The sequence below is a fragment of the Burkholderia sp. ABCPW 111 genome, assembly GCF_000773065.1.
Classification (GTDB): domain Bacteria; phylum Pseudomonadota; class Gammaproteobacteria; order Burkholderiales; family Burkholderiaceae; genus Burkholderia; species Burkholderia savannae.
The window spans coordinates 1-20,034 of the sequence record NZ_JPWT01000122.1 but is presented as its reverse complement, the minus strand read 5'-3'; the positions used below and the strand labels follow the sequence as shown (position 1 = coordinate 20,034).

19 protein-coding genes and 1 pseudogene are annotated in these 20,034 nt (G+C 68.2%); 6 read left to right on the top strand and 14 right to left on the bottom strand.

Annotation, left to right across the window (positions count from 1 at the left end):
* Positions 1-188: 188 nt before the first annotated feature.
* From kdpA to X946_RS27510, 4 genes are all read right to left on the bottom strand, one after another.
* Positions 189-1,997 carry a potassium-transporting ATPase subunit KdpA gene (kdpA, locus tag X946_RS27525; protein ID WP_038754624.1) on the bottom strand — a complete coding sequence of 603 codons (1,809 nt, stop codon included), beginning with the start codon at positions 1,995-1,997 and terminating at the stop codon, positions 189-191.
* A 156-nt stretch (positions 1,998-2,153) separates the two neighbouring features.
* Complete coding sequence (locus X946_RS27520; protein WP_038754622.1) at positions 2,154-2,582, bottom strand: hypothetical protein; 429 nt, start codon at positions 2,580-2,582, stop codon at positions 2,154-2,156.
* On the bottom strand, positions 2,579-3,226 hold the full coding sequence (locus X946_RS27515; protein WP_081990080.1) for a GNAT family N-acetyltransferase: 648 nt from the start codon (positions 3,224-3,226) through the stop codon (positions 2,579-2,581). The genes X946_RS27520 and X946_RS27515 overlap by 4 nt, the downstream gene beginning before the upstream one ends.
* Before the next feature lie 168 nt (positions 3,227-3,394).
* Positions 3,395-4,045 carry a YceI family protein gene (locus tag X946_RS27510; protein WP_038754617.1) on the bottom strand — a complete coding sequence of 217 codons (651 nt, stop codon included), beginning with the start codon at positions 4,043-4,045 and terminating at the stop codon, positions 3,395-3,397.
* 87 nt (positions 4,046-4,132) lie between these two features.
* On the opposite strand from X946_RS27510, the gene X946_RS27505 reads away from it, so the two are divergent.
* Together X946_RS27505 and X946_RS27500 are read left to right on the top strand one after the other, a co-directional pair.
* Entirely contained in the window at positions 4,133-4,753 is a 621-nt protein-coding gene (locus X946_RS27505) for a TetR/AcrR family transcriptional regulator (protein WP_038754614.1), read from the top strand.
* A 101-nt stretch (positions 4,754-4,854) separates the two neighbouring features.
* Positions 4,855-5,334, top strand: a complete 480-nt coding sequence (locus X946_RS27500) for a nuclear transport factor 2 family protein (RefSeq protein WP_038754611.1) — start codon at positions 4,855-4,857, stop codon at positions 5,332-5,334.
* Between the two features lie 283 nt (positions 5,335-5,617).
* Here the strand turns inward: X946_RS27500 and X946_RS27495 are convergent, their stop codons facing one another.
* The 3 genes from X946_RS27495 to X946_RS27485 form a co-directional block, all read right to left on the bottom strand.
* Positions 5,618-6,610, bottom strand: coding sequence for a M14 family metallopeptidase (locus tag X946_RS27495; protein WP_038754609.1), 993 nt, complete (start codon positions 6,608-6,610; stop codon positions 5,618-5,620).
* A gap of 141 nt (positions 6,611-6,751) precedes the next feature.
* On the bottom strand, positions 6,752-8,224 hold the full coding sequence (locus X946_RS27490; RefSeq protein ID WP_038754606.1) for an NAD-dependent succinate-semialdehyde dehydrogenase: 1,473 nt from the start codon (positions 8,222-8,224) through the stop codon (positions 6,752-6,754).
* Between the two features lie 56 nt (positions 8,225-8,280).
* Positions 8,281-9,426 (bottom strand): tartrate dehydrogenase, encoded by a 1,146-nt coding sequence (locus tag X946_RS27485; RefSeq protein WP_269434505.1) that lies wholly within the window; start codon positions 9,424-9,426, stop codon positions 8,281-8,283.
* Between the two features lie 114 nt (positions 9,427-9,540).
* On the opposite strand from X946_RS27485, the gene X946_RS27480 reads away from it, so the two are divergent.
* The 4 genes from X946_RS27480 (at position 9,541) to X946_RS27465 (ending at position 13,381) form a co-directional block, all read left to right on the top strand.
* Positions 9,541-10,458 carry a LysR substrate-binding domain-containing protein gene (locus tag X946_RS27480; RefSeq protein ID WP_038754599.1) on the top strand — a complete coding sequence of 306 codons (918 nt, stop codon included), beginning with the start codon at positions 9,541-9,543 and terminating at the stop codon, positions 10,456-10,458.
* Positions 10,459-11,024: 566 nt separating this feature from the next.
* Entirely contained in the window at positions 11,025-11,702 is a 678-nt protein-coding gene (locus X946_RS27475; protein ID WP_038754596.1) for a methyltransferase family protein, read from the top strand.
* 139 nt (positions 11,703-11,841) lie between these two features.
* The gene (locus tag X946_RS27470) at positions 11,842-12,468 is read left to right on the top strand and encodes a glutathione S-transferase family protein (protein WP_038754593.1); all 627 of its coding nucleotides are present in this window, start codon (positions 11,842-11,844) and stop codon (positions 12,466-12,468) included.
* Between the two features lie 64 nt (positions 12,469-12,532).
* Complete coding sequence (locus X946_RS27465) at positions 12,533-13,381, top strand: PhzF family phenazine biosynthesis protein (RefSeq protein WP_081990079.1); 849 nt, start codon at positions 12,533-12,535, stop codon at positions 13,379-13,381.
* Positions 13,382-13,600: 219 nt separating this feature from the next.
* On the opposite strand, the gene X946_RS27460 is transcribed toward X946_RS27465, so the two are convergent.
* From X946_RS27460 to X946_RS34705, 7 genes and pseudogenes are all read right to left on the bottom strand, one after another.
* A complete protein-coding gene (locus X946_RS27460; RefSeq protein WP_442854599.1) occupies positions 13,601-14,095 on the bottom strand; it encodes an Lrp/AsnC family transcriptional regulator in 495 nt (164 codons plus the stop codon).
* A gap of 137 nt (positions 14,096-14,232) precedes the next feature.
* Positions 14,233-15,633: an aminotransferase class III-fold pyridoxal phosphate-dependent enzyme gene (locus X946_RS27455; protein ID WP_038754590.1), complete on the bottom strand. Its 1,401-nt coding sequence runs from the start codon at positions 15,631-15,633 to the stop codon at positions 14,233-14,235.
* A gap of 512 nt (positions 15,634-16,145) precedes the next feature.
* Entirely contained in the window at positions 16,146-17,072 is a 927-nt protein-coding gene (locus X946_RS27450; protein ID WP_038754587.1) for a 2-hydroxyacid dehydrogenase, read from the bottom strand.
* A 32-nt stretch (positions 17,073-17,104) separates the two neighbouring features.
* Positions 17,105-17,965 carry a GNAT family N-acetyltransferase gene (locus X946_RS27445; protein ID WP_038754585.1) on the bottom strand — a complete coding sequence of 287 codons (861 nt, stop codon included), beginning with the start codon at positions 17,963-17,965 and terminating at the stop codon, positions 17,105-17,107.
* A 190-nt stretch (positions 17,966-18,155) separates the two neighbouring features.
* Positions 18,156-18,620, bottom strand: coding sequence for a hypothetical protein (locus X946_RS27440; RefSeq protein WP_038754581.1), 465 nt, complete (start codon positions 18,618-18,620; stop codon positions 18,156-18,158).
* A 64-nt stretch (positions 18,621-18,684) separates the two neighbouring features.
* Positions 18,685-19,935 carry a DUF3734 domain-containing protein gene (locus X946_RS27435; RefSeq protein WP_038754578.1) on the bottom strand — a complete coding sequence of 417 codons (1,251 nt, stop codon included), beginning with the start codon at positions 19,933-19,935 and terminating at the stop codon, positions 18,685-18,687.
* Positions 19,932-20,034 (bottom strand): annotated as a pseudogene (locus tag X946_RS34705) (3-hydroxybutyrate dehydrogenase); the annotation flags it as partial. The gene X946_RS27435 and the pseudogene X946_RS34705, both read right to left, overlap by 4 nt.

The window sequence follows — 20,034 nt, the reverse complement described above, 5'->3', positions numbered from 1 at the left end:
GAGTCACGAGTCACGAGTCACGAGTCACGAGTCACGAGTCACGAGTCACGAGTCACGAGTCACGAGTCACGAGTCACGAGTCACGAGTCACGAGCCACGAGTCACGAGCCACGAGTCACGCCGCGCTACGGACTGCGAACGATGATCCGAAAACCGCGCGAGGCGGCATGTCGAGCCTCGCGCGGCATTCAATGCGCGGCGCCCATCGTCACCTGCTCGACGATCGGCCCGAGCGCAAGCGCCGGCAGATACGTGAGCAACGTCATCAGCAAGACCGTTCCGATCAGCAGGACGACGAAGAGCGGGCCATGCGTTGGCAGCGTGCCGGGGCCGGCCGCGCGCCGCACCTTCGGCGCGAGCGAGCCCGCGAGCGCGAGCACCGGCACGATCGTCGCGAAGCGGCCGAGCCACATCGCCGCCGCGAGCGCCGTGTTGTAGTACGGCGTGTTCGCGGCGAGGCCGGCGAACGCGCTGCCGTTGTTGTTCGCGGCCGACGTGAACGCGTAGAGGATCTCGCTGAAGCCGTGCGCGCCGGGGTTCGCGATGCCGGCGACGCCGTCCGGCAGCAGCACCGATACGGCCGTGCCGACGAGCACGACGATCGGTGTCGCGAGGATCGCGATCGAGACGAGCTTCATGTCGTGCGGATCGATCTTCTTGCCGAGATATTTGGGCGCGCGGCCGATCATCAATCCCGCGATGAACACGGCGAGCATCGCATGCACCAGCATGCCGAAGAGTCCCGAGCCGGGGCCGCCGAACACCACTTCGCCCGTCTGCATCAACGCCATCGGCACGAGTCCGCCGATCGGCGTCAGCGAATCGTGCATCGCGTCGACGGCGCCGTCGCCGCTCGCCGTCGCGATCGCCGCGTAGAGCGCGGACGACGCGATCCCGAAGCGCGTCTCCTTGCCTTCCATGTTGCCGCCCGGCATCGCTACGGAAGCGCGCGAGTCGATGCCGGGCGCCGTGAGCGTCGCGCTGCCCGCCTGCTCCGCGCGCATCGTTGCCGCGGCGCAGGCGACGAACATCGCGAGCATCGCCGCATAGATCGCCCAGCCCTGCCGCGTGTCGCCGACCATCGCGCCGAACGTGTAGCAAAGCGCGGCCGGAAGCAGCAGCAGCGCGAGCATTTGCAGGAAGTTGCTGAAGGGCGTGGGATTCTCGAACGGATGCGCGGAGTTCGCGTTGAAGAAGCCGCCGCCGTCGCCGCTCAACAGCTTGATCGATTCCTGCGACGCGACGGGCCCCATCGGCAGAAGCTGCTCGCGGCTCGTGATCGTGCGCACGACCGGTTGGCCGGCGGCGCTGCGCAACGGCGTGCCGCTGGCGTCGAGCGCGGGCTGCTGCCAGGTGACGCTTTGCGCGATGTGAACGGCGCGATAGGCGGAGAAGTTCTGGATCGTGCCTTGCGCGATGAACGCGGCGGCGAACAGCACGGACAACGGAATCAGGATGTACAGCGTCGCGCGCGTGAGGTCGGCCCATAGATTGCCGACGGAGCCGGTGCCGCGCGTCGCGAGCGCGCGGATCAGCGCGAACAGGACGGCGATGCCCGCGGCGGCCGACAGGAAACTCTGCACGGCGATGCCGCCCATCTGGCTCAGATAGCTGAGCGTCGTTTCGCCTGCGTAGCCCTGCCAGCTTGTGTTGGTGACGAAGCTGACGGCCGTGTTGAATGCCGAATCCGCACCGACGGCCGGCAGGGCCTGCGGATTGAGCGGCAGCCTGTGCTGGAGACGCTGCAACGCGTAGAGCGCGATCGTGCCGAGCACGCTGAACGACAGCAACGCGACCGCGTAAGTTTTCCAGCTCATCCCCTGTTCGGGATCGACGCCCGCCGCGCGATACGTCCATCGCTCGACGGGCCGCAGCATTCGCATCGGCCAAGGCGGATCGCCGTTTGCGACGCGGGCGATGTAGCGCCCGAGCGGCTTGACGAGCAGCGTCAGCACGATGACGAAAAGGCTGATTTGCAGATACGCGTGCTTGTCCATCGATTCTCCCGCTTCGGCAGTCGGTTCGGCCGCGCTTCATGTCTCCATTACAGCGCGGCACGTGTCAAATCGATCGAAAGACTCGGGTGGCGGGAGTAAACATCGCATCAATATTTCCAAGCGACGCTCCGCGATTTCACGCCATGCGCACGTGCTCTATTTCGCTTCGTCGAGCAAATGCGGATTCAATTCAATGTTCAGGATGACTAGCCAACGTTTCGGGCAACCGGTCGGAACGTCGGGCAGCGTATCGACGGTCGGGGCCTTGCGCAGGCGCCCGCTTGCTCGTGCATCGAGATAGGCGCGCTGCGCATCGGATTGCAGCCAGAAACTGACGAGCGCGCACGTGACGAAATTGAAGAGCAGCAGCGGGCCGGGTTCGACGTCGTGGCCGAATGCGTGAGCGAGGCCGGCGAATGCCGTCGTCAACACCTGGCTCACCGCGATCGTGATGCACACGACCTTGGCGAGCCCGCGCGCGCGCATCGCGGCTCGCACGTTGGCCGGCTTGCGCGCGTTCGGATCGCCAGAATCGCCCGAATCGTGCGTGCGGTCGCGCCGGTGCGTTTCGTCGTCGGCGCTCATGCGACGCGACCGAGCGGTGTCGGCGTTGGCGTCGGTATCAGCGGCAGTTCGCGCATTTTCCATCCATACGAAGGCGATGCGTCCGTCGACTTGCTGAGGATCGCGCTGTCGTAGCCTTTGCCGGAAAAATGCATGACGTCGACGATTCGGAATCCTTGACGCGTATAGAACTCGACGAGATGCGCGGCGGGTTGCGGCGTATCGAGCGCGAGGCGCCGATAGCCGCGCGCGGCCGCCCAATGCGCGGCGAACGCGAGCATCGAGCAGCCGATGCCGCGCCCTTGCCACACCGGATCGACGCCGAACTGGCGCAGCGTCGCGACGTTGGCGCGGCGATAGAGCTCGCACGGCGACGACAAATCGCGCGTATGAAGCGTCATCGTCGCGACCAGGTGGCCGTTGCAGACGGCGACGAAGCACTCGCCCGCGAGCGCGCGCTGCCGCGTGACGGCGGCCGGCTGATCGACGCAAGGGCAATTGAGTCCCATTTGGCCGAGCCGCGCGAATGCGCGATGCAGCAGCGCGGTCAGCTCTTCGTACGAGTCGTGCGCCGGATCGAAACGCCTCAGCACGACACGGCCTTCCACGCGCTTCGCGCATGCGAAATGCATTGCTCGTTCGTTCTTCGCTCGTTGCTGTTGCATGACACCTCCCAAACCTCGACGGTTGCCCGAAGTGTAGGGAGGCGCGAGCGCGCCTTTCAAGAAAAAATGTCGTAAAAAATTTTCGTGACGGCGACGTGAGTCGCGGTGCATGAGGATCGAGGATCGTCGCGGATCGTGAGCGCCGCGAGAGGGTACGTCATCGGCGCGTCATTGCGCCGGCGCTACGCCTTCCTTGACGAATTCCGCCTCGATGCGCACGCGCACGTCGTCGCCGACGGCCGGAAACCAGCTCGTCACGCCGAATTGCGCGCGGCTGAACGTGCCGCTCGCGGAAAAGCCGAGCGTGTCCTGCTTCGTCAACGGATTGCGGCCGTAGCCATTGAACGTGACGGCGAGCGTGACGGGGCGCGTCGCGCCGCGGATCGTCAGGTTGCCGGCCAACGTGCCTTGCGTCGCGCTCGTGCGCGTGAAGTGCGCGCCGTCGAAACGGATCTGCGGATAGCGGGCGGCGTCGAGCGCGTCGGCGCCCGCGACGAGCTTGTCGAGCAGCGGCACGTTGGTGTCGATGCTTGCCGCGTCGATCGACGCCGTCACGCCGCTGTCGGCAAGCCCGCCCGCGCGCCAGTCGAGCTGCGCGCTCGCGCGATCGAAACGCATCGTGAAGCGCGAATACTTGAAATGGTCGACGTCGAACACGATGCTCCAGTGGTGCGGATCGAGCGTGTAGCGGCCGGCCGGAACGGCGGCTTCCGCCGTCGACACGCTGTGCGTGACGACCCGCAGCGGCGTGCAGCTCGCCGTCGCGCCCGCGAGCGCAACCGCGCATGCGATCCATCCCGCCCATCTCGCCGGTTTCATCCGAACCTCGTTTGTCGAACGCGTCGAAAGACGATAGCGCATCGATTCGAGGTTGACAAAGGAGAATGATCGTTCTACCGTAAACGCATGAACACGAAACCTGACCTTTCCCCCGCCGCAGCCGGCGCGCGCGAGCGCTTGCTCGACGCGGCCGAGACGCTGATCTACGCGGGCGGCATTCATGCGACGGGCGTCGACGCGATCGTCAAGCTGTCGGGCGCCGCGCGCAAGAGCTTCTATACGCACTTCGAATCGAAGGAGGCGCTCGTCGCCGCCGCGCTCGAACGTCGTGACGAACGCTGGATGACGTGGTTCGTCGACGCGACGGAAAAACGCGGCAAGACGCCGCGCGCGCGGCTCGTCGGCATGTTCGACGTGCTGCGCGAATGGTTCGAGCAGGCGGATTTTCATGGCTGCGCGTTCCTGAACGCGGCGGGCGAGATCGAGCATCCGGACGATCCGGTGCGTGTCGTCGCGCGCGAGCACAAGGAGCGCCTGCGCGCGTTCGTGCGCGAGCAGCTCGACGCGCATGCGGCCGAGGCCGGCGCGGATCGCCGGCACGTCGCGCGGCTCGCGCGCCAGTGGCTCGTGCTGATCGACGGCGCGATCGGCGTCGCGCTCGTGAGCGGCGATGCATCGGCGGCGCGCGACGCGCGCGCGGCGGCGGAGCTGCTGCTCGACGCGACGTTGCCGAGCCGGTCCGGCTGACGCTCCCCCTTTTCCTTCACTCGAATAGCCGTACCTCGACCTGCCCGCCGTCCGTCGGCGAGCCGGGCAGGCCCTTTCACGTCCTCAATCTGGAGAACACGATGTCCGATTCAACCGAAATCCGCCCGCCCGTTCCGCCGTTCACGCGCGAAACCGCGATTCAAAAAGTTCGGGCTGCTGAAGATGGCTGGAACACGCGCGACCCCGAGCGCGTGTCGCTCGCCTATACGCCGCAGAGCAAGTGGCGCAACCGCGCGGAGTTCGCCACGGGCCGCGCGGAGATCGTCGCGCTGCTGCGCCGCAAGTGGACGCGCGAGCTCGACTATCGGCTGATCAAGGAATTGTGGGCGTTCACGGGCAACCGGATCGCGGTGCGCTTCGCGTACGAATGGCGCGACGACGCGGGCAACTGGTTCCGCTCGTACGGCAACGAAAACTGGGAATTCGACGAGAACGGGCTGATGGCGCATCGCCACGCTTGCATCAACGACATGCCGATTCGCGAATCGGATCGCCTGTTCCATTGGCCGCTCGGCCGCCGGCCCGACGATCATCCGGGCTTGTCGGACCTCGTGCTTTGAGCGACGGCGCGCGGCGCGCGACGTCGCGCCGCCATCGAGCGGCGTGCGTTGCCGAAGCGTCGCGCGATTCGTCATGGGTAGCGCGGGTGGTTGCGATGCGTCGGGGCGTTGCGTCGTGCGATGTTTGGACGCCGCGCGTAGAGCGCTGAACGCCAAGCGCCAAACGCCAAACGCCAAACGCCAAACGCTAAGCATAGCGCGACGACCGCCTGTCGCGAGCGTCGAATGCGATCGGGCGCCGCTTCGGCGGCGCCCCGAACGGCGGCGCCCGGTGCCGTTCGCATCATCCTCGCTGCGGCACCTCGCGCTCCAGATGGCCGAGCCGAACGACCGTCACGCCCGGGCGCAACTGGCGCAGCGACGGCATCACGAGCACGCAGTCCGGATACGGCGTCGTGACGGGCTCGCCGTTCGACCAGCCGATCACTTCGCCCGCTTTCGCGAAATGCTCGAGGCCGGTGTATGCATCGGCGAAACGAAAGTCGTGGCTCGTCGCGACGACGGGTTCCGTCACCTGCACGACTCGCATCGTCTTTGCCAGCGGCAGGAACCAGTCGACGGGCAGATCCTGTCCGTCGACGATGCCCGAGGCGACCAGAAAGCGCGCGGTGCTGTCGCGCGCGACGGCCGCCGCTCGCGCCTCCCAGTGCTGACCGCATTCGATGAGGAGCGCATTTTTCGCGCTCGCCGGATCGCCGAAGCCGCCGTAATCGCGCATCCGCTTGCCTTCCGGATGGCCTTCGTCGCGAATCACCGTTGCCGGCGCGCCGATCCGCAGCGCGAGCGCGGTGCCCTTGTCGAGCGGCCCGGCGACGATCAGCGGCGCGCTGCGTTCGTGCATCGAATGCAGGTCGAGCAGCCAGTCGGCTTCGTCGACGAACGGCCGCATTGCGCGCGCGCGATCGAGCTCGACCGAGCGCTTCGACGGATCGTCCAGCACCGCGGGCGTCCATACGCGATTGAAATCCTGATCGACGAAGCGCGCAGCGTCGGGCTTGTCCGCATCGAAGCGCTCGTACGCGGCGACGTTCGCGAACGACAGCGTCAGCACGCCGCGGCGCGGCCGCAACCTCATCTTCAACAACGCATCCACGACGATCGCGCCGCACACTTCGTTGCCGTGCGTGAGCGCATTGATCATCACGTGCGGGCCGGGCGCGCCCGAATCGAAGCGATGCACGTAGTCGACGCCGGCGTTGCCGGCACGATGCGCATCGAGGTTCGGAAAGTCGACCTCGATCGAATAGTGAGGAAATACGGGAGCCGATTCGGTCATGGTGAGCTTTTTCGGGAGTCGATGAAAATGTCGCGGCGGATCACGTGCGCGCGCGATCGCGAACCTGGCCGGCGCCGCGCATACGGCGCCGTTCGGTGAGCGATTTCATGCGTGCGCGCGCACGTTTCATCGTGAAAGGCGTCAATCGAGATTGCCTTCGCACAGATACTTGATCGCGAGATAGTCGTCGAGCCCGTAGCGCGATCCTTCGCGGCCGTAGCCCGATTCCTTGACGCCGCCGAACGGCGCGGCCTCGCTCGCGAGCGCACCTTCGTTGACACCGACGACGCCGGCCTCGAGCCGCGACGACACGCGCGCGATCCGCCGCACGTTCTGCGTGTAGAAGTAGGCGGCGAGGCCGTACGGCGTGTCGTTCGCTGCGGCGATGGCTTCGTCTTCGGTCGAGAATCGGAACAACGCAACTACCGGTCCGAACGTCTCCTCGCCGCAAAGCTGCATGCCGGGCGCGGCGTCGGCGAGCACGGTCGGCGCATAGAAGTGCGGGCCGATCTCGGCGAGACGCCGGCCGCCCGTCAGCACGCGCGCGCCGCGCGTCACCGCGTCGTCGACGTGGCGCGCGATCTTGTCGACCGCGCGCGCGTTGATCATCGGGCCGATCTGCGCGGCGGAATCGGTCGCCGGCGCGACGCGCAGCGCGCCCACCCGCTCGGCGACGCGCGCCGCGAACGCGTCGTACACGCCTTCCTGCACGTACACGCGATTCGGACACACGCAGGTCTGCCCGCCGTTGCGGAATTTCGCGGCCATCAGGCCGCCGACGGCCGCGTCGAGATCGGCGTCGTCGAACACGATGAACGGCGCGTTGCCGCCGAGTTCGAGCGACAGCTTCTTCAGCGTCGCCGCCGATTCGCGCGCGAGGAACTTGCCGACGGGCGTCGAGCCGGTGAACGTGATCTTGCGCACGCGCGAATCGGCGAGCCAGTCGCCGACCGCTTCGACGCCGCGCTCGCGCGACGCCGAGATCATGTTCAGCACGCCGGGCGGCACGCCGGCTTCCATCGCGAGGAACGCGAGCGCGAGCGCGGTGAGCGGCGTGTCCTCCGCCGGCTTCGCGACGACCGTGCAGCCCGCCGCGAGCGCCGGCGCGATCTTGCGCGCGATCATCGCGAGCGGAAAGTTCCACGGCGTGATCGCCGCGACGATGCCGATCGGCTCCTTCACCACGCTCATCCGCTTGCCGTGGTGCTGCTGCGGGATGACGTCGCCGTACGCTCGCGTCGCTTCCTCGGCGAACCACTGCACGTACGACGCGCCGTACGCGACTTCGCCGAGCGCCTCGGCGAGCGGCTTGCCTTGCTCGCGCGACATCAGGCGCGCGAGGTCTTCGGTGTGCCAGACGATCGCCGCGTGCCACGCGCGCAGGATCGCGGCGCGTTCGCGCGCGGGCGTCGCGCGCCACGCGGGCAGCGCGCGGGCGGCGGCGTCGGTGGCGGCCCGCGCGTCGTCGGCGCCGCTGTCGGCGGCTTCGGAGATCACGTCGAGCGCGGCCGGATCGGACACGGCATAGCGGCTGCCCGACGCGGCGGGGCGCCATTCGCCGTCGATCAGGTTGCCGGTGCGGAGGAGTTCGGTGCGGGACAGCGTGAGCGGCATGGTGCGAATCCTGACGAAACGATGCGGTTGAAACGGCGCGCGGCGATCGAAGGCGATCAGCCGAGCAGGTGCGCGACGATCGCGTCGCCGACTTCGCTCGTCGACGCCTGGCCGCCCAGGTCGCGCGTGCGCGGGCCGTGCTTCAGCACGTGCTCGATCGCGGCGACGATCGCGTCGTGCGCTTCGCGGGCGCGGCCGGCGCCTTCGCCGAGGAAGTCGATCATCATCGCGGCCGACCAGATCATCGCGATCGGATTCGCGACGTGCTTGCCCGCGATGTCCGGCGCGGAGCCGTGCACCGGCTCGAACAGCGACGGAAAGTTGCGCTCCGGGTTCAGGTTCGCAGACGGCGCGATGCCGATCGTGCCGGTGCACGCGGGGCCGAGGTCGGACAGGATGTCGCCGAACAGATTCGACGCGACGACGACGTCGAAGCGGTCCGGCTGCATCACGAAGCGGGCGCACAGGATGTCGATGTGCTGCTTGTCCCACGCGATGTCCGGATAGTGCGCGGCCATCTCAGCGGCGCGCGCGTCCCACCACGGCATGCTGATCGCGATGCCGTTGCTCTTCGTCGCGACGGTGAGCCGCTTCGCGCGGCGCCGCGCGAGCTCGAACGCGAACTTCATCACGCGCTCGGTGCCGAGCCGCGTGAACACCGCCTGCTGGACGGCGAATTCGCGGTCGGTGCCCTCGAACATCACGCCGCCGACGGCCGAATACTCGCCTTCCGTGTTCTCGCGGACGATCATGAAATCGATGTCGCCCGCCTTGCGGCCGGCGAGCGGGCACGGCACGCCGTCGAACAGGCGCGCGGGGCGCAGGTTCACGTACTGGTCGAATTCGCGGCGGAATTTCAGCAGCGACCCCCACAGCGAGACGTGATCGGGCACCGTGTCGGGCCATCCGACCGCGCCGAACAGCAGCGCGTCCATGCTGGAAAGTTGCGTTTTCCAGTCGTCCGGCATCATCTGGCCGTGCTTCGCGTAGTACTCGCAGCTCGCCCATTCGATCGGCTGGTATTCGAAGCGCAAGCCGAAGCGGCGGCTCACCGCGTCGAGCGCGCGCAGCCCTTCGGGCATCACTTCCACGCCGATTCCGTCGCCGGGGATGACGGCGATCTTGTACGCCTTGTCGTTCATGCTGGATTCCTCGTCTCGTGTCGAGCCGCGCGCGTCGGCTGGGCCGGGCGCGGGCGGCATGGGCGGTGTGACGGGCGCGGTCGCTCGGGACGCGCGCCGTCGTCGATTTACGCATTCTATTTATTTCTGGAAGGATTAAAATCGGCCATCCGGTTAATCGACTTTCCACGCATCGTGAATAATTCGCCGAATCTCGACGACCTGCGCGTGTTCAGCATCGTCGTGCGGCTCGCGAGCTTCAGCGCGGCCGCCGAGCAGCTCGCGGTGTCGCCGGCGTATGTCAGCAAGCGCGTCGCGCTGCTCGAAAAGCAGCTCGGCACGCGGCTTTTGCACCGCTCGACGCGCCGCGTCGGGGTGACGGAGGCGGGCGAGCGCGTCTACGCATGGACCGAGAAGATCCTCGACGACGTCGACCATCTCGTCGAGGACGTCTCGACGACCCGCAGCGTCCCGCGCGGCACGCTGCGGATTTCGAGCAGCTTCGGCTTTGGCCGGCACGTGCTCGCGCCCGCACTGCTCGAGTTCAACGAGCGCTATCCGCAGCTCAACGTGCGGCTCGATCTGTTCGACCGGCTCATCGACGTCGTGGGCGAAGGCTTCGATCTCGACATCCGGATCGGCGACGAGATCGCCGATCACCTGATCGCGAAGCGGCTCGCGACGAATTACCGGGTGCTGTGCGCTTCGCCTGCGTATCTCGCGCGATACGGCATGCCGCGCCAGCTCGCGGATCTCGCCGCGCATCAATGCCTCGCGATCAAGGAGCGCGATCATCCGTTCGGCGTATGGCGGCTCACGGTGCGAGGCGAGACATCGACGGTGAAGGTGGGCGGCGCGCTGTCGACGAATCACGGCGAGGTCGCCGTGCAGTGGGCGCTCGCCGGCCGCGGGATCGTGCTGCGCTCGATCTGGGAAGCGGGGCCGCTGCTCGCGAGCGGCGCGCTCAAGCGCGTGCTGCCCGACGCGATCCAGCCGGCGAACGTGTGGGCGGTCTATCCGGCGCGGCTTGCGGCGTCGGCGAAGGTGCGCGTGTGCGTGGATTTTCTCGCGGACGCGTTCGCGCACCTGAACGAGCGCGCGAACGGCGGATAATCGTCCGGCGAACGGCGAACGGCGAACGGCGAACGGCGAACGGCGAACGGCGAACGGCGAACGGCGAACGGCGAACGGCGAACGGCGAACCGCGAACCGCGAACCGCGAACCGCGAACCGCGAACCGCCAACCGCCAACCGCCAACCGCCAACCGCCAACCGCCAACCGCCAACCGTGCGTGGAATGCGGCGAGAGCCGAGCGTCGTCGGCCGGCGCGCAGTGATCGGCGGACAACGAACCCCGATTTTTGATCGACAGTCGGGGCTCGGTTTGAAATCACTGACAGTTCCGCAACTAACGGGCCATTTCGTCCGTACGCGACATCGACGCGCAAATCAAAGCGCGTTGTACGATGTATGCGCACGACGCACGACGCACGACGCACGACGCACGACGCACGACGCACGACGCATGGTGCATGCTTGCGCGCATGGCGCGCAGGCGTACGGCTGGACGGTTGGACGACGGATGCGCATGACCGACGACGCAAACCGCAAACCGCAAACCATACGAAACACACCGGCCCGCCCATCGACATCCCCCGCCCCAAAAGGAGGCCCCCGCAATGGACTCGCTGTCGAAGCGCGCGCTCGGCGCGCAGGCGCGTTTCGTCGCGATGCTCGCCGTGCTGATCTTCGCGCCGGCGGGCTCGCTGCGCTACTGGCAGGGCTGGATCTACTGGCTCGTGTTCTCCGGCTCGACGACCGTGCTCACCCTCTATTTCCTCAAGCGCGATCCGGCGCTCGTCGAGAGCCGGATGCGCGTCGGCGTGCGCGCCGAGCGCGAGCTCAGCCAGAAGATCATTCTCGGCGTCGTCAGCGTCGCGAGCGTCGGGCTCGTCGTCGCGATGGGCGCTGAATGGCGCGTCGCGCGCACGCCCGTCGATTGGGGCGCGGTCGCGCTCGGCAACGCGCTCGTGATCGCGGGCTTCGCGATCTGCTTCGCCGTGCTGCGCGAGAACCGCTTCGCGTCGAGCATCGTCGAGGTGAAGCAGGAGCAGACGGTGATCTCGTCCGGCCCGTATCGCTTCGTCCGGCACCCGATGTATTCCGGCGCAATGGTGATATTTTTCGGGAGCCCGATCGCCGCCCAGTCGGCCTGGGCCTGGCCGTTCGCCGCAGTGCTCGCGGCGGGCGTCGTCGCGCGGCTCGTCGACGAGGAACGCTACCTGAGCGTGCACCTCGACGGCTATCGCGCGTATTGCGAACGCGTGCGCTGGCGGCTTTTGCCGCGCGTCTGGTGACGGGTGGCGCGGCGTCGCCGCGAGAGCGCCGGCACGCGGCGGGCAGGCGCATCGGTCGATACGCAGCGAACCGTACCTGTCGGCGTCGCGCTCGCGCTTCTACAATCGTCCGAATCATCGTCGAACGAGGTGGTCCGTGATGCTGAAAGTGCTCGGCAAGGCGCCGTCGATCAACGTCCGCAAGGTGATGTGGACGTGCGCCGAATTGCAGCTCGGGTTCGAACGCGAAGACTGGGGTGCGGGATTCCGGTCGACGCAGACGCCCGAATTCCTCGCGCTGAACCCGAACGGCCTCGTGCCGGTGCTCGTGGACGGCGATTTCGTGCTCTGGGAATCGAACGCGATCATCCGCTATCTGGCGAACCGGTACGGCGGCGCGCATTTGTATCCGGCCGAGCCGCACGCGCGGGCGCGCGTCGATCAATGGCTCGACTGGCAGACGACCGCGCTGAACCGCGCGTGGAGCTACGCGTTCTTCGCGATCGTGCGCAACGAGCCGAGCCATCGGGATCAGGGCCAGATCCGCGCGTCGTGCGAGAGCTGGACGCGGCACATGGCGATCCTGAACGCGCGGCTCGACGCGACGGGCGCGTACGTCGCCGGCTCCGACTACACGCTCGCCGACGTTGCGATCGGCTTGTCGGTCAACCGGTGGCTGCGCACGCCGTTCGACGACAAGCCCGATTTCGCGGCGGTGTCCGCGTATTTCGCGCGGCTCGCCGCGCGAGCGGGCTTCGCCGAGCATTGCGCCAACGGTTTGCCGTGAGCGTCGGCGCCGCCGTGAGCTCACCTTCGATCCACCGATCGCCAAGACCCGAACGAAGAACGCGATGAACGCAGCGACCACGGCAAGCGCGCATGCCGATCGCGCGGCCGACCGGCCGATCTCGGCGCCCATCTATCAAGTCGACGCGTTCGCGAATCGCCGTTTCGCGGGCAATCCCGCGGCCGTCGTGCTGCTCGATCGCTTTCCCGACGACGCGACGATGCAGGCGATCGCGGCGGAGAACAATCTGGCGGAAACGGCGTTCGCCGTGCCGCACGCGTCCGGCTATCGGCTGCGCTGGTTCACGCCGCGCATCGAGGTGCCGCTTTGCGGGCACGCGACGCTCGCGAGCGCCGCCGTCGTGATGGAGCGGGTCGAGCCCGCGCGCGAGCGCGTCGTGTTCGACACGGCGAGCGGGCCGTTGACCGTCGAACGCACGCCGGACGGCTACCGGATGGATTTCCCCGCCCGGCCGACCGCGCCGAGCGACGCGCGTGCACATGCACGGCTCGCCGACGCGCTCGGCGCAGGCGCGCTCGAAGACGTGCATGCGAACGCGCACGTGTATCTGGCGCGGCTCGCGAGCGCGCAGGCGGTGCGCGCGCTGAATCCGGACATGGCCGCGCTTGCGGCGCTGGATCGCAGCGGCGTGATCGTGACGGCCGCGGACGGCGGCGACTACGATTTCGTCAGCCGCTATTTCGCGCCGGCGAAGGGCGTGCCGGAAGATCCGGTGACGGGCAGCGCGCATTGCGCGCTCGCGCCGTACTGGGCGGCGCGGCTCGGCAAGACCGCGTTTCGCGCGCATCAGGCGTCGCCGCGCGGCGGCGACGTGCGCTGCCGGCTGAACGGCGAGCGCGTCGAGCTCGAAGGATCGTGCGTGTTCTATCTCGAGGGGCGCGTGACGTTCTGACGAACGGCGGCGGCGCGGATGCGAATGCCGCTGCCGTTCGGTCCGACGGCTTGAGACAACCACCGCCGCCGCGCGTCCGGCGAGCGCGCCGACGGCTGCTTCAGCCCGCTTCGGCGCGCTTTCTGCCTAAAGGTGAGATTTTTCGGGAGCCGCCGCGAAGGCGTCCGAAACCGGCCGCCCGCTCTCCCATGTCGCCCGCGAAACGGGCGTTCCGCCGCGTCAATGCCGATCGGCGAACAGCGCTTCGAGCGGATAGTGCCGCTTCACGAACGGCGATTTGATGATCACGTAGCTGAAGTACTTTTCGATGCCGATGTTCCGTTCGAGCAGCCCTTCGATGATCGTCTGATAGTGGCTCACGCTGCGCGTGACGAATTTCAGCAGATAGTCGTACCCGCCGCTCGCGAGGTGGCATTCGACGATCTCGTCGACGTTGCGGATCGCCGCGACGAAGCGGTCGAAGTCCTCGCGGCGGTGGTCGGCGAGCGTGACTTCGGTGAACACGATCTGCACGTCGCCGAGCTTTTCGAGCTGAATGTCCGCGCCGTAGCCGGCGATATAACCCGCTTTCTCCAGGCGCTTGACCCGTATCAGGCACGGGCTCGGCGACAGGCCGACCGCATCCGCCAACTCCACGTTGGTGATGCGGCCGCGCTTTTGCAGCTGCGCGAGTATCCGCAGATCGATCTTGTCCAGCTTGCAGTCGCCCATCATCACGGCGTCGGAAGAATGAAGAGTAAACGTACGGTTACTTTACGGTCACAAAATTGCGGCCACAAGGCAGCGTTTTCCCACGTGTCCGCCGGGCTCCGGATTCCCGGCGTGGCTTCCCGGCTTGACGTGGGAGCGCGTCACGCGGCTCGCGCGTGCGCTGCGTCGAGCGCGCGCCGCACGTCGGTTTGCGCGGACACTTCGTCGAGCGTCGCGCGCAGCCGCGCGAACAGCAAGTCGAAATCGTCCGCCGTGTAGCTGAGCGCGGGCGCGAAGCCGAGGATGCCGTCGCCGAACGCGCGGAACACGACGCGGTTGCGGTACGCCGCCGCCGCGATCCGTTCGGGCAGATTGAGCGACGGATCGAAGCGCGCCTTGCTCGCCTTGTCGGCGACGAGCTCGAGCGCGCCGAGCAGCCCGCGCGAACGCGCATCGCCGACGAGCGGATGCGCGCGCAGCGCGTCGAGCTCGCGCGCGAAGCGCGGCGCATGCGCGATGCCGTTTTCGAGCAGCCCGCCTTCGTGATAGAGGCGCAGCACTTCGAGCGCGATCGCCGCGCTCACCGGGTGCGCGGAATACGTGTGGCCGTGGCCGATCGCGGCGTCGGCGGCGCCGCCGTCGGCGATTCCCCGATAGATCTCGTCGGACATCAGCACCGCGCCCATCGGCGCGTAGCCCGCCGTCAGCCCCTTCGCGACCGTCATCAGATCGGGCTCGACGCCCTCGGCCTCGCACGCGAAGAGCGGGCCGGTGCGGCCGAAGCCGGTGATGACTTCGTCGGCGACGAACAGGATGCCGAGCCGCGAGCACGCGTCGCGCATCGCCTTGAGCCAGCCGAAGGGCGGCACGATCACGCCGCCCGAGCCTTGCACCGGCTCGCAGAAGAACGCGGCGACGCGCTCGGCCCCCAGCTCGGCGACCTTCGCCTCGAGCGCCGCGACCGACGCGGCGATCAGCGCCGCATCGTCGTGGCCTGCCGGATGGCGGTATGCGTACGGCGATTCGATGTGATGCTGGGTCGGCTGCGGCACGTCGAAGTGGCGATGGAACGTCGCGAGCGCGGTGAGCCCGGCTCCGATCGACGACGAGCCGTGATAGCCGCGCTCGAGCGCGATCACGTGCTTCTTCTGCGGACGGCCCGTCGCGTTGAAGTAATGCGTGATGAAGCGCAGCGCCGAATCGACGGCGTCCGAGCCGCCGAGCGTGAAGTAGACGCGTGCGAGCGACTTCGGCGCGAGCGCGGTCAGCTTCTCGGCGAGCTCGATCGCGGGCGCGGAGCCGAAGTGGAAATACGCGGTCGCATACGGCAGGCGCGCCATCTGCTCGGCCGCGGCCTTGACGATGCTGTCGCGGCCATAGCCGACGTTCACGCACCAGAGGCCGGAGAACGCGTCGAGGAGTTCGTTGCCTTCGGCGTCGCGCAGGAACACGCCGTCGGCGGAATCGAGCACGGTGACGCCGCGCGCCTCGTGCGCGCGGTAGCTGACGACGGGATGGATCAGATGCCGACGATCGGCTTCGATCAGCGATGGAATGATCATGGCGGTGCAGGCTCTCGTTCGAACAGGACGTGTGAGGCCATGCTACCGATCGGACGATTTACGCGCGCGTCCAATTGCGGCGCGCAAGCGTACGGATGCGGCGTTTCGACGGGGCGGGACGGCATTTTCTGCTGCGTCGGGCGCGGCGGATTCCGTGCGTTCGGGAACGGCGCGCCGCGTGCGGGCGCGGGCTGTTTCGGCCGCATGGCGTGTCGCCGTGGATCGTGCGCGCCGGCGTGCGCGTTTGGGGCGCGTGAATGTCGGATTGGCTGATGATGCGTGGTGCCGAATTCGAACGCGGTGTTTTCAGTCACGCACGCGCGCGTTGCTTCGCACGCGATGGGGAAGGTACGGTGTCTTTGTCTTTGCTTCTGCGCATGCAAGTGCAAGTGCAAGTGCAAGCGCAAGTGCAAGCGCGCACGAACACGCGCCGAGCCCCATCGCCGCGCATCGCGCCCGGCAAGCGCTCATCGGCCCCGCCCGATATCCGCCGACAACCGCCCGACAACCGCCTAATAGCCGCGCGCGCGATCGACGACGCCCACCATCGGCTCCCCCGCGCGATGCCGCGCGAGATTCGCGAGCACCGCGTCGACCGCCGTGTCGGGCCGCGTCGCGCTCGCGATGTGCGGCGTGATCCGGATGCGCGGATGCGTCCAGAAAGGGTGTCCCGCCGGCAGCGGCTCCGGGTCCGTCACGTCGACGATCACGCTGTCGAGCTTGCCCGATGAGAGCGAGTCGAGGAGCGCCGCTTCGACGAGCTGCGGGCCGCGGCCGACGTGGATCAGCGACGCGCCGTCCGGCAGCGCGTCGAACAACGGCATGTCGAGCAGCCCGCGCGTTTCGGGCGTGAGCGGCAGCAGGCACACGAGGATGTCCGAGCGCGCGAGCAGTGCGGCGAGCCCCGTTTCGCCCGCGTAGCAGTCGACGCCCTCCAGCGTGCGCGGCGAGCGGCTCCAGCCCGCGCACGGAAAGCCGAAGCGGCGCAGCGCGTCGAGCACCGCCTGCCCGAGCATGCCGAGGCCGAGCACGCCGACGCGCCGCGACGCGGCGGCGCGCACCGGCTTCGCTCGCCACACCTGCATGCGCTGCAGCGCCGCGTAGTCGAACATGTCGCGATGAATCGTCAGCACGGCCTGCATCACGTATTCGACCATCCCCTCGACGATCCCCGGCTCGATCATCCTCACGACCGGGACGTGCGCGGGCACGCAGGACAGATCGAACTGATCGACGCCCGCGCCGACCGAGAACACGACTTCGAGATTCGGCATCAGCCGCAGCGGAGCGTCGGGCGGCTGCCACGCGGCCAGATAGCGGACGGCGGACGGATCGCCGATGTCGGGCCACAGACGGAACGGGACATCAGGCGCTTTTTCCGCGAAAAGGCGCGCCCACTGCGCGCCGCGCGCCGGATCGGCCTTGTAGACGAAGGTCATCGCATGAAGCGGGCGATCGCGGCCGAGCGCAATCAGCCGAGCGCCTGATTGACGATCGCGAACTGCCGCAGCGCAGGATCGCGCTCGGGCGCCGCGCCGCGCACCATCGCGACGACCGAGTCGACGCGCCGCAGCCCGAGCTCTTCGAGCCAGCCGGACAGGCCGCTGTCGCCGGGCACGTCGATCCGCACGAACATGCCGGCGTGCAGCGCGAGCCAGTGGCTGATCAGCGCCTGCGCGCGCAGCGTGTCCGGCGCGATCACCGGCCCGATCGCATGGCCGCGGCCGAAGCGGCGGAACAGCGCGAAGCCGAGCAGCTCGCCGTCGCGATCGAGCGCGATGCCGCTCGCGACGTCGAGCAACGCGTCGATCACGGCGCTGCGGTCGTAGCCGCACGCGCGCGATGCGAGCGCGCCGAGGCGCGCCGTGTCGTTGACGCCGATCGGACGCAGGCGCTCGCCGGGCGGCAGCGAAATCAGCGGCGGATGAAACGCGGCGCCCTGGTGCTGCTCGGTGATGCCGGTCGGCTTGAAGCCGAACTTCGCGTAGAGCGGCTTGCCGGCGGGCGTCGCGTGCAGGAACAGCGTGCGCTCGCCGAGATCGTCGACGATCCGCGCGAGCAGCTCGCGGCCGATGCCGCGGCCCTGCTGGTCCGGCGCGACGATCACCATGCCGAGCGACGCGTGCTCGCGGCCGTAGCGCCAGCCGAGCGCGGTGCCGATCACGCCGCTGCCGTCTTGCGCGACGAAGCCGCTGCCGAGCTTCGCGACGAAGCGCCAGTCGTCGACGCGATGCGGCCACTGAAAGCAACTGGACAGGCGCTGGGCAGTGTCGATGTCGTCCTGGGTAAACGGGCGAAAGGCGAGCGTGCGGGAGGCGTTGGTTTCGGCCACGCTGAACTCCGGTTCGAAAGTCTGACGCCGCTACTGTGGCAGGCGTGCCGGCGGGCGGATAGGACGATCCGCTTGTTTTCGGCGGCGCGGGCGCGTTCGCTCCGCGGATTGTCGATACGGGGATTTCGACCCCGATTGCGCGCTCCGTGCGGCGACGATCGACCGCCGGCCGTCGCGCGCGGCCGGCCCGTTACAGACGCTGCCGCTTCGCGAGCGTCAGCACGCGCGCCCAGCGCTGCGCGTCGCGCTTGTCGTCCATCGGCAGCTTCCACTCGGCGCGCCGCTCGTCGCGCACGGCGACGACGAGATACCAGCGGCCGTCGAGCGTCTGCGCGCGGCAGCCGCTCAGATCGGTGAGCGTGTAGCGGCCGGCGTCGCCGTCCTGCGACAGCCACAGCAGCCCCTTCGTCGCCGATATGCGCAGATCGCCCCATGCGCGCTGCAGCACGTGGGTCCAGCCGTCCTCTCGCGCGTTCGGCGCGACGTCGCGCCGCCGCCGGGCCCAGTGCGCGACCGCCGCCGCGATCGCGGCGATCGCGACGACGGCGGCGCCGATCGCCATGGCGTCGCCGAAGCGCGCGGCGATCGCATGAAATGTGTAGACCGCGCCCCAGATCAAGGCGGCGAGCGCGAACAGGACGATGAAAATCGGCATGGCGAAGCGGCGAGCAAGAAAACGAAAGACGCGGCCGGCGCGCGCCGGCCGCGAGCGGGGAGCCTCACCGAATCCGGTGAATGTCGTGCGTGACGAAGCCTGCGTCGTTGTCCGGCAGCGCAAGGCCGTTCTTCACGGCGAGCGTCTTGCGGATGTCCGCGAGGCCCGCGGACCAGTGGTCGCGCATCGTCGACGCGCCGAACTGATAGTCCTTGTAGTGCTGCTCGTACGCCTTCTGCTGATAGATCAGATGCTGAACGTTGTAGCGCTTGCCGCACGACAGCGTCTCGGCCTGCTGGCACCACGGATCGTTCTTGCGCATTTCCTCGGGCACCTGATCGAGCACGCGGCGCAGTACGTTGCGAAAGCGCTGCTCGCGCTGCAGCGTGTCGGTGATGAGGCGCGTGCGGCTCGAATACTGAACGTCCTTCGTGCGCTCGGTCACGTCGTTCATCGATTCGGGCAGCGGCCCGCGCGCGCTCCACAGGTCGACCTGGAACGCGAGCGTGTCGCGTCGCGGCGACGCGCGCAGCACTTCCATCAGCGGCGTGTTCGACACGATGCCGCCGTCCCAGTAGAACTCGCCGTCGATCTCGACGGGCGGAAACGCGGGCGGCAGCGCGCCCGACGCCATGAAATGCTCGGGGCGCAGCGTCGTCTTCGCGTTGTCGAAGTAGATGAAGTTGCCCGTACCGACGTTCACCGCGCCGACCGACACGCGCGTCTCGCCCGAATTGATCCGCTCGAAGTCGCACAGCTTCAGGAGCGTCGAGCGCAGCGCGGACGTGTCGTAATAGCTGACCTTTTCCGGCGGATGCGTCGAGCCCGGCAGCGGCGGCGGGAAGCGCGGCACGAAGAAGCCGCGCTGTCCCTGCACGACCGCGCTCGCCGCCTGGCTCGCGGTGAAGAACGTGCGCACGTATTCGTGGCTGTTGAAGAGCGCGGATTCGAACATGGCCGGCAGCGCGGGGAAGAACGCGGGCTGGCAGATCGTGTTCCAGAACTCGCGCAGCCGCTCGACGCGCCGTTCGGGCGGATTGCCCGCGATCAGCGCCGTGTTCAGCGCGCCGATCGAGATGCCGGCGATCCAGTTGAGCGGAATGCCCGCTTCGTGCAGCCCTTCGAACACGCCCGCTTGATACGCGCCGAGCGCGCCGCCGCCTTGCAGCACGAGCGCGATCGTTTCGTACGGCAAATCATGGAGCGGCGTGTGCGTGTGCGCGTGCTCTTGCTCGAGCGCATTCGGCACGCTTGCTTCGTTGTGCAGATCCGCCGGATCGACGGCCTGCTTTTCGGTGCGGGCGCGCGGCTTCATTGCATGAACCAGCCGTGGCTGACGACAAACGACTGGCCGGTGAGCGCCGCGCTCGGGAACGCCGACAGAAACAGCACCGTCTTCGCGACGTCCTCGACG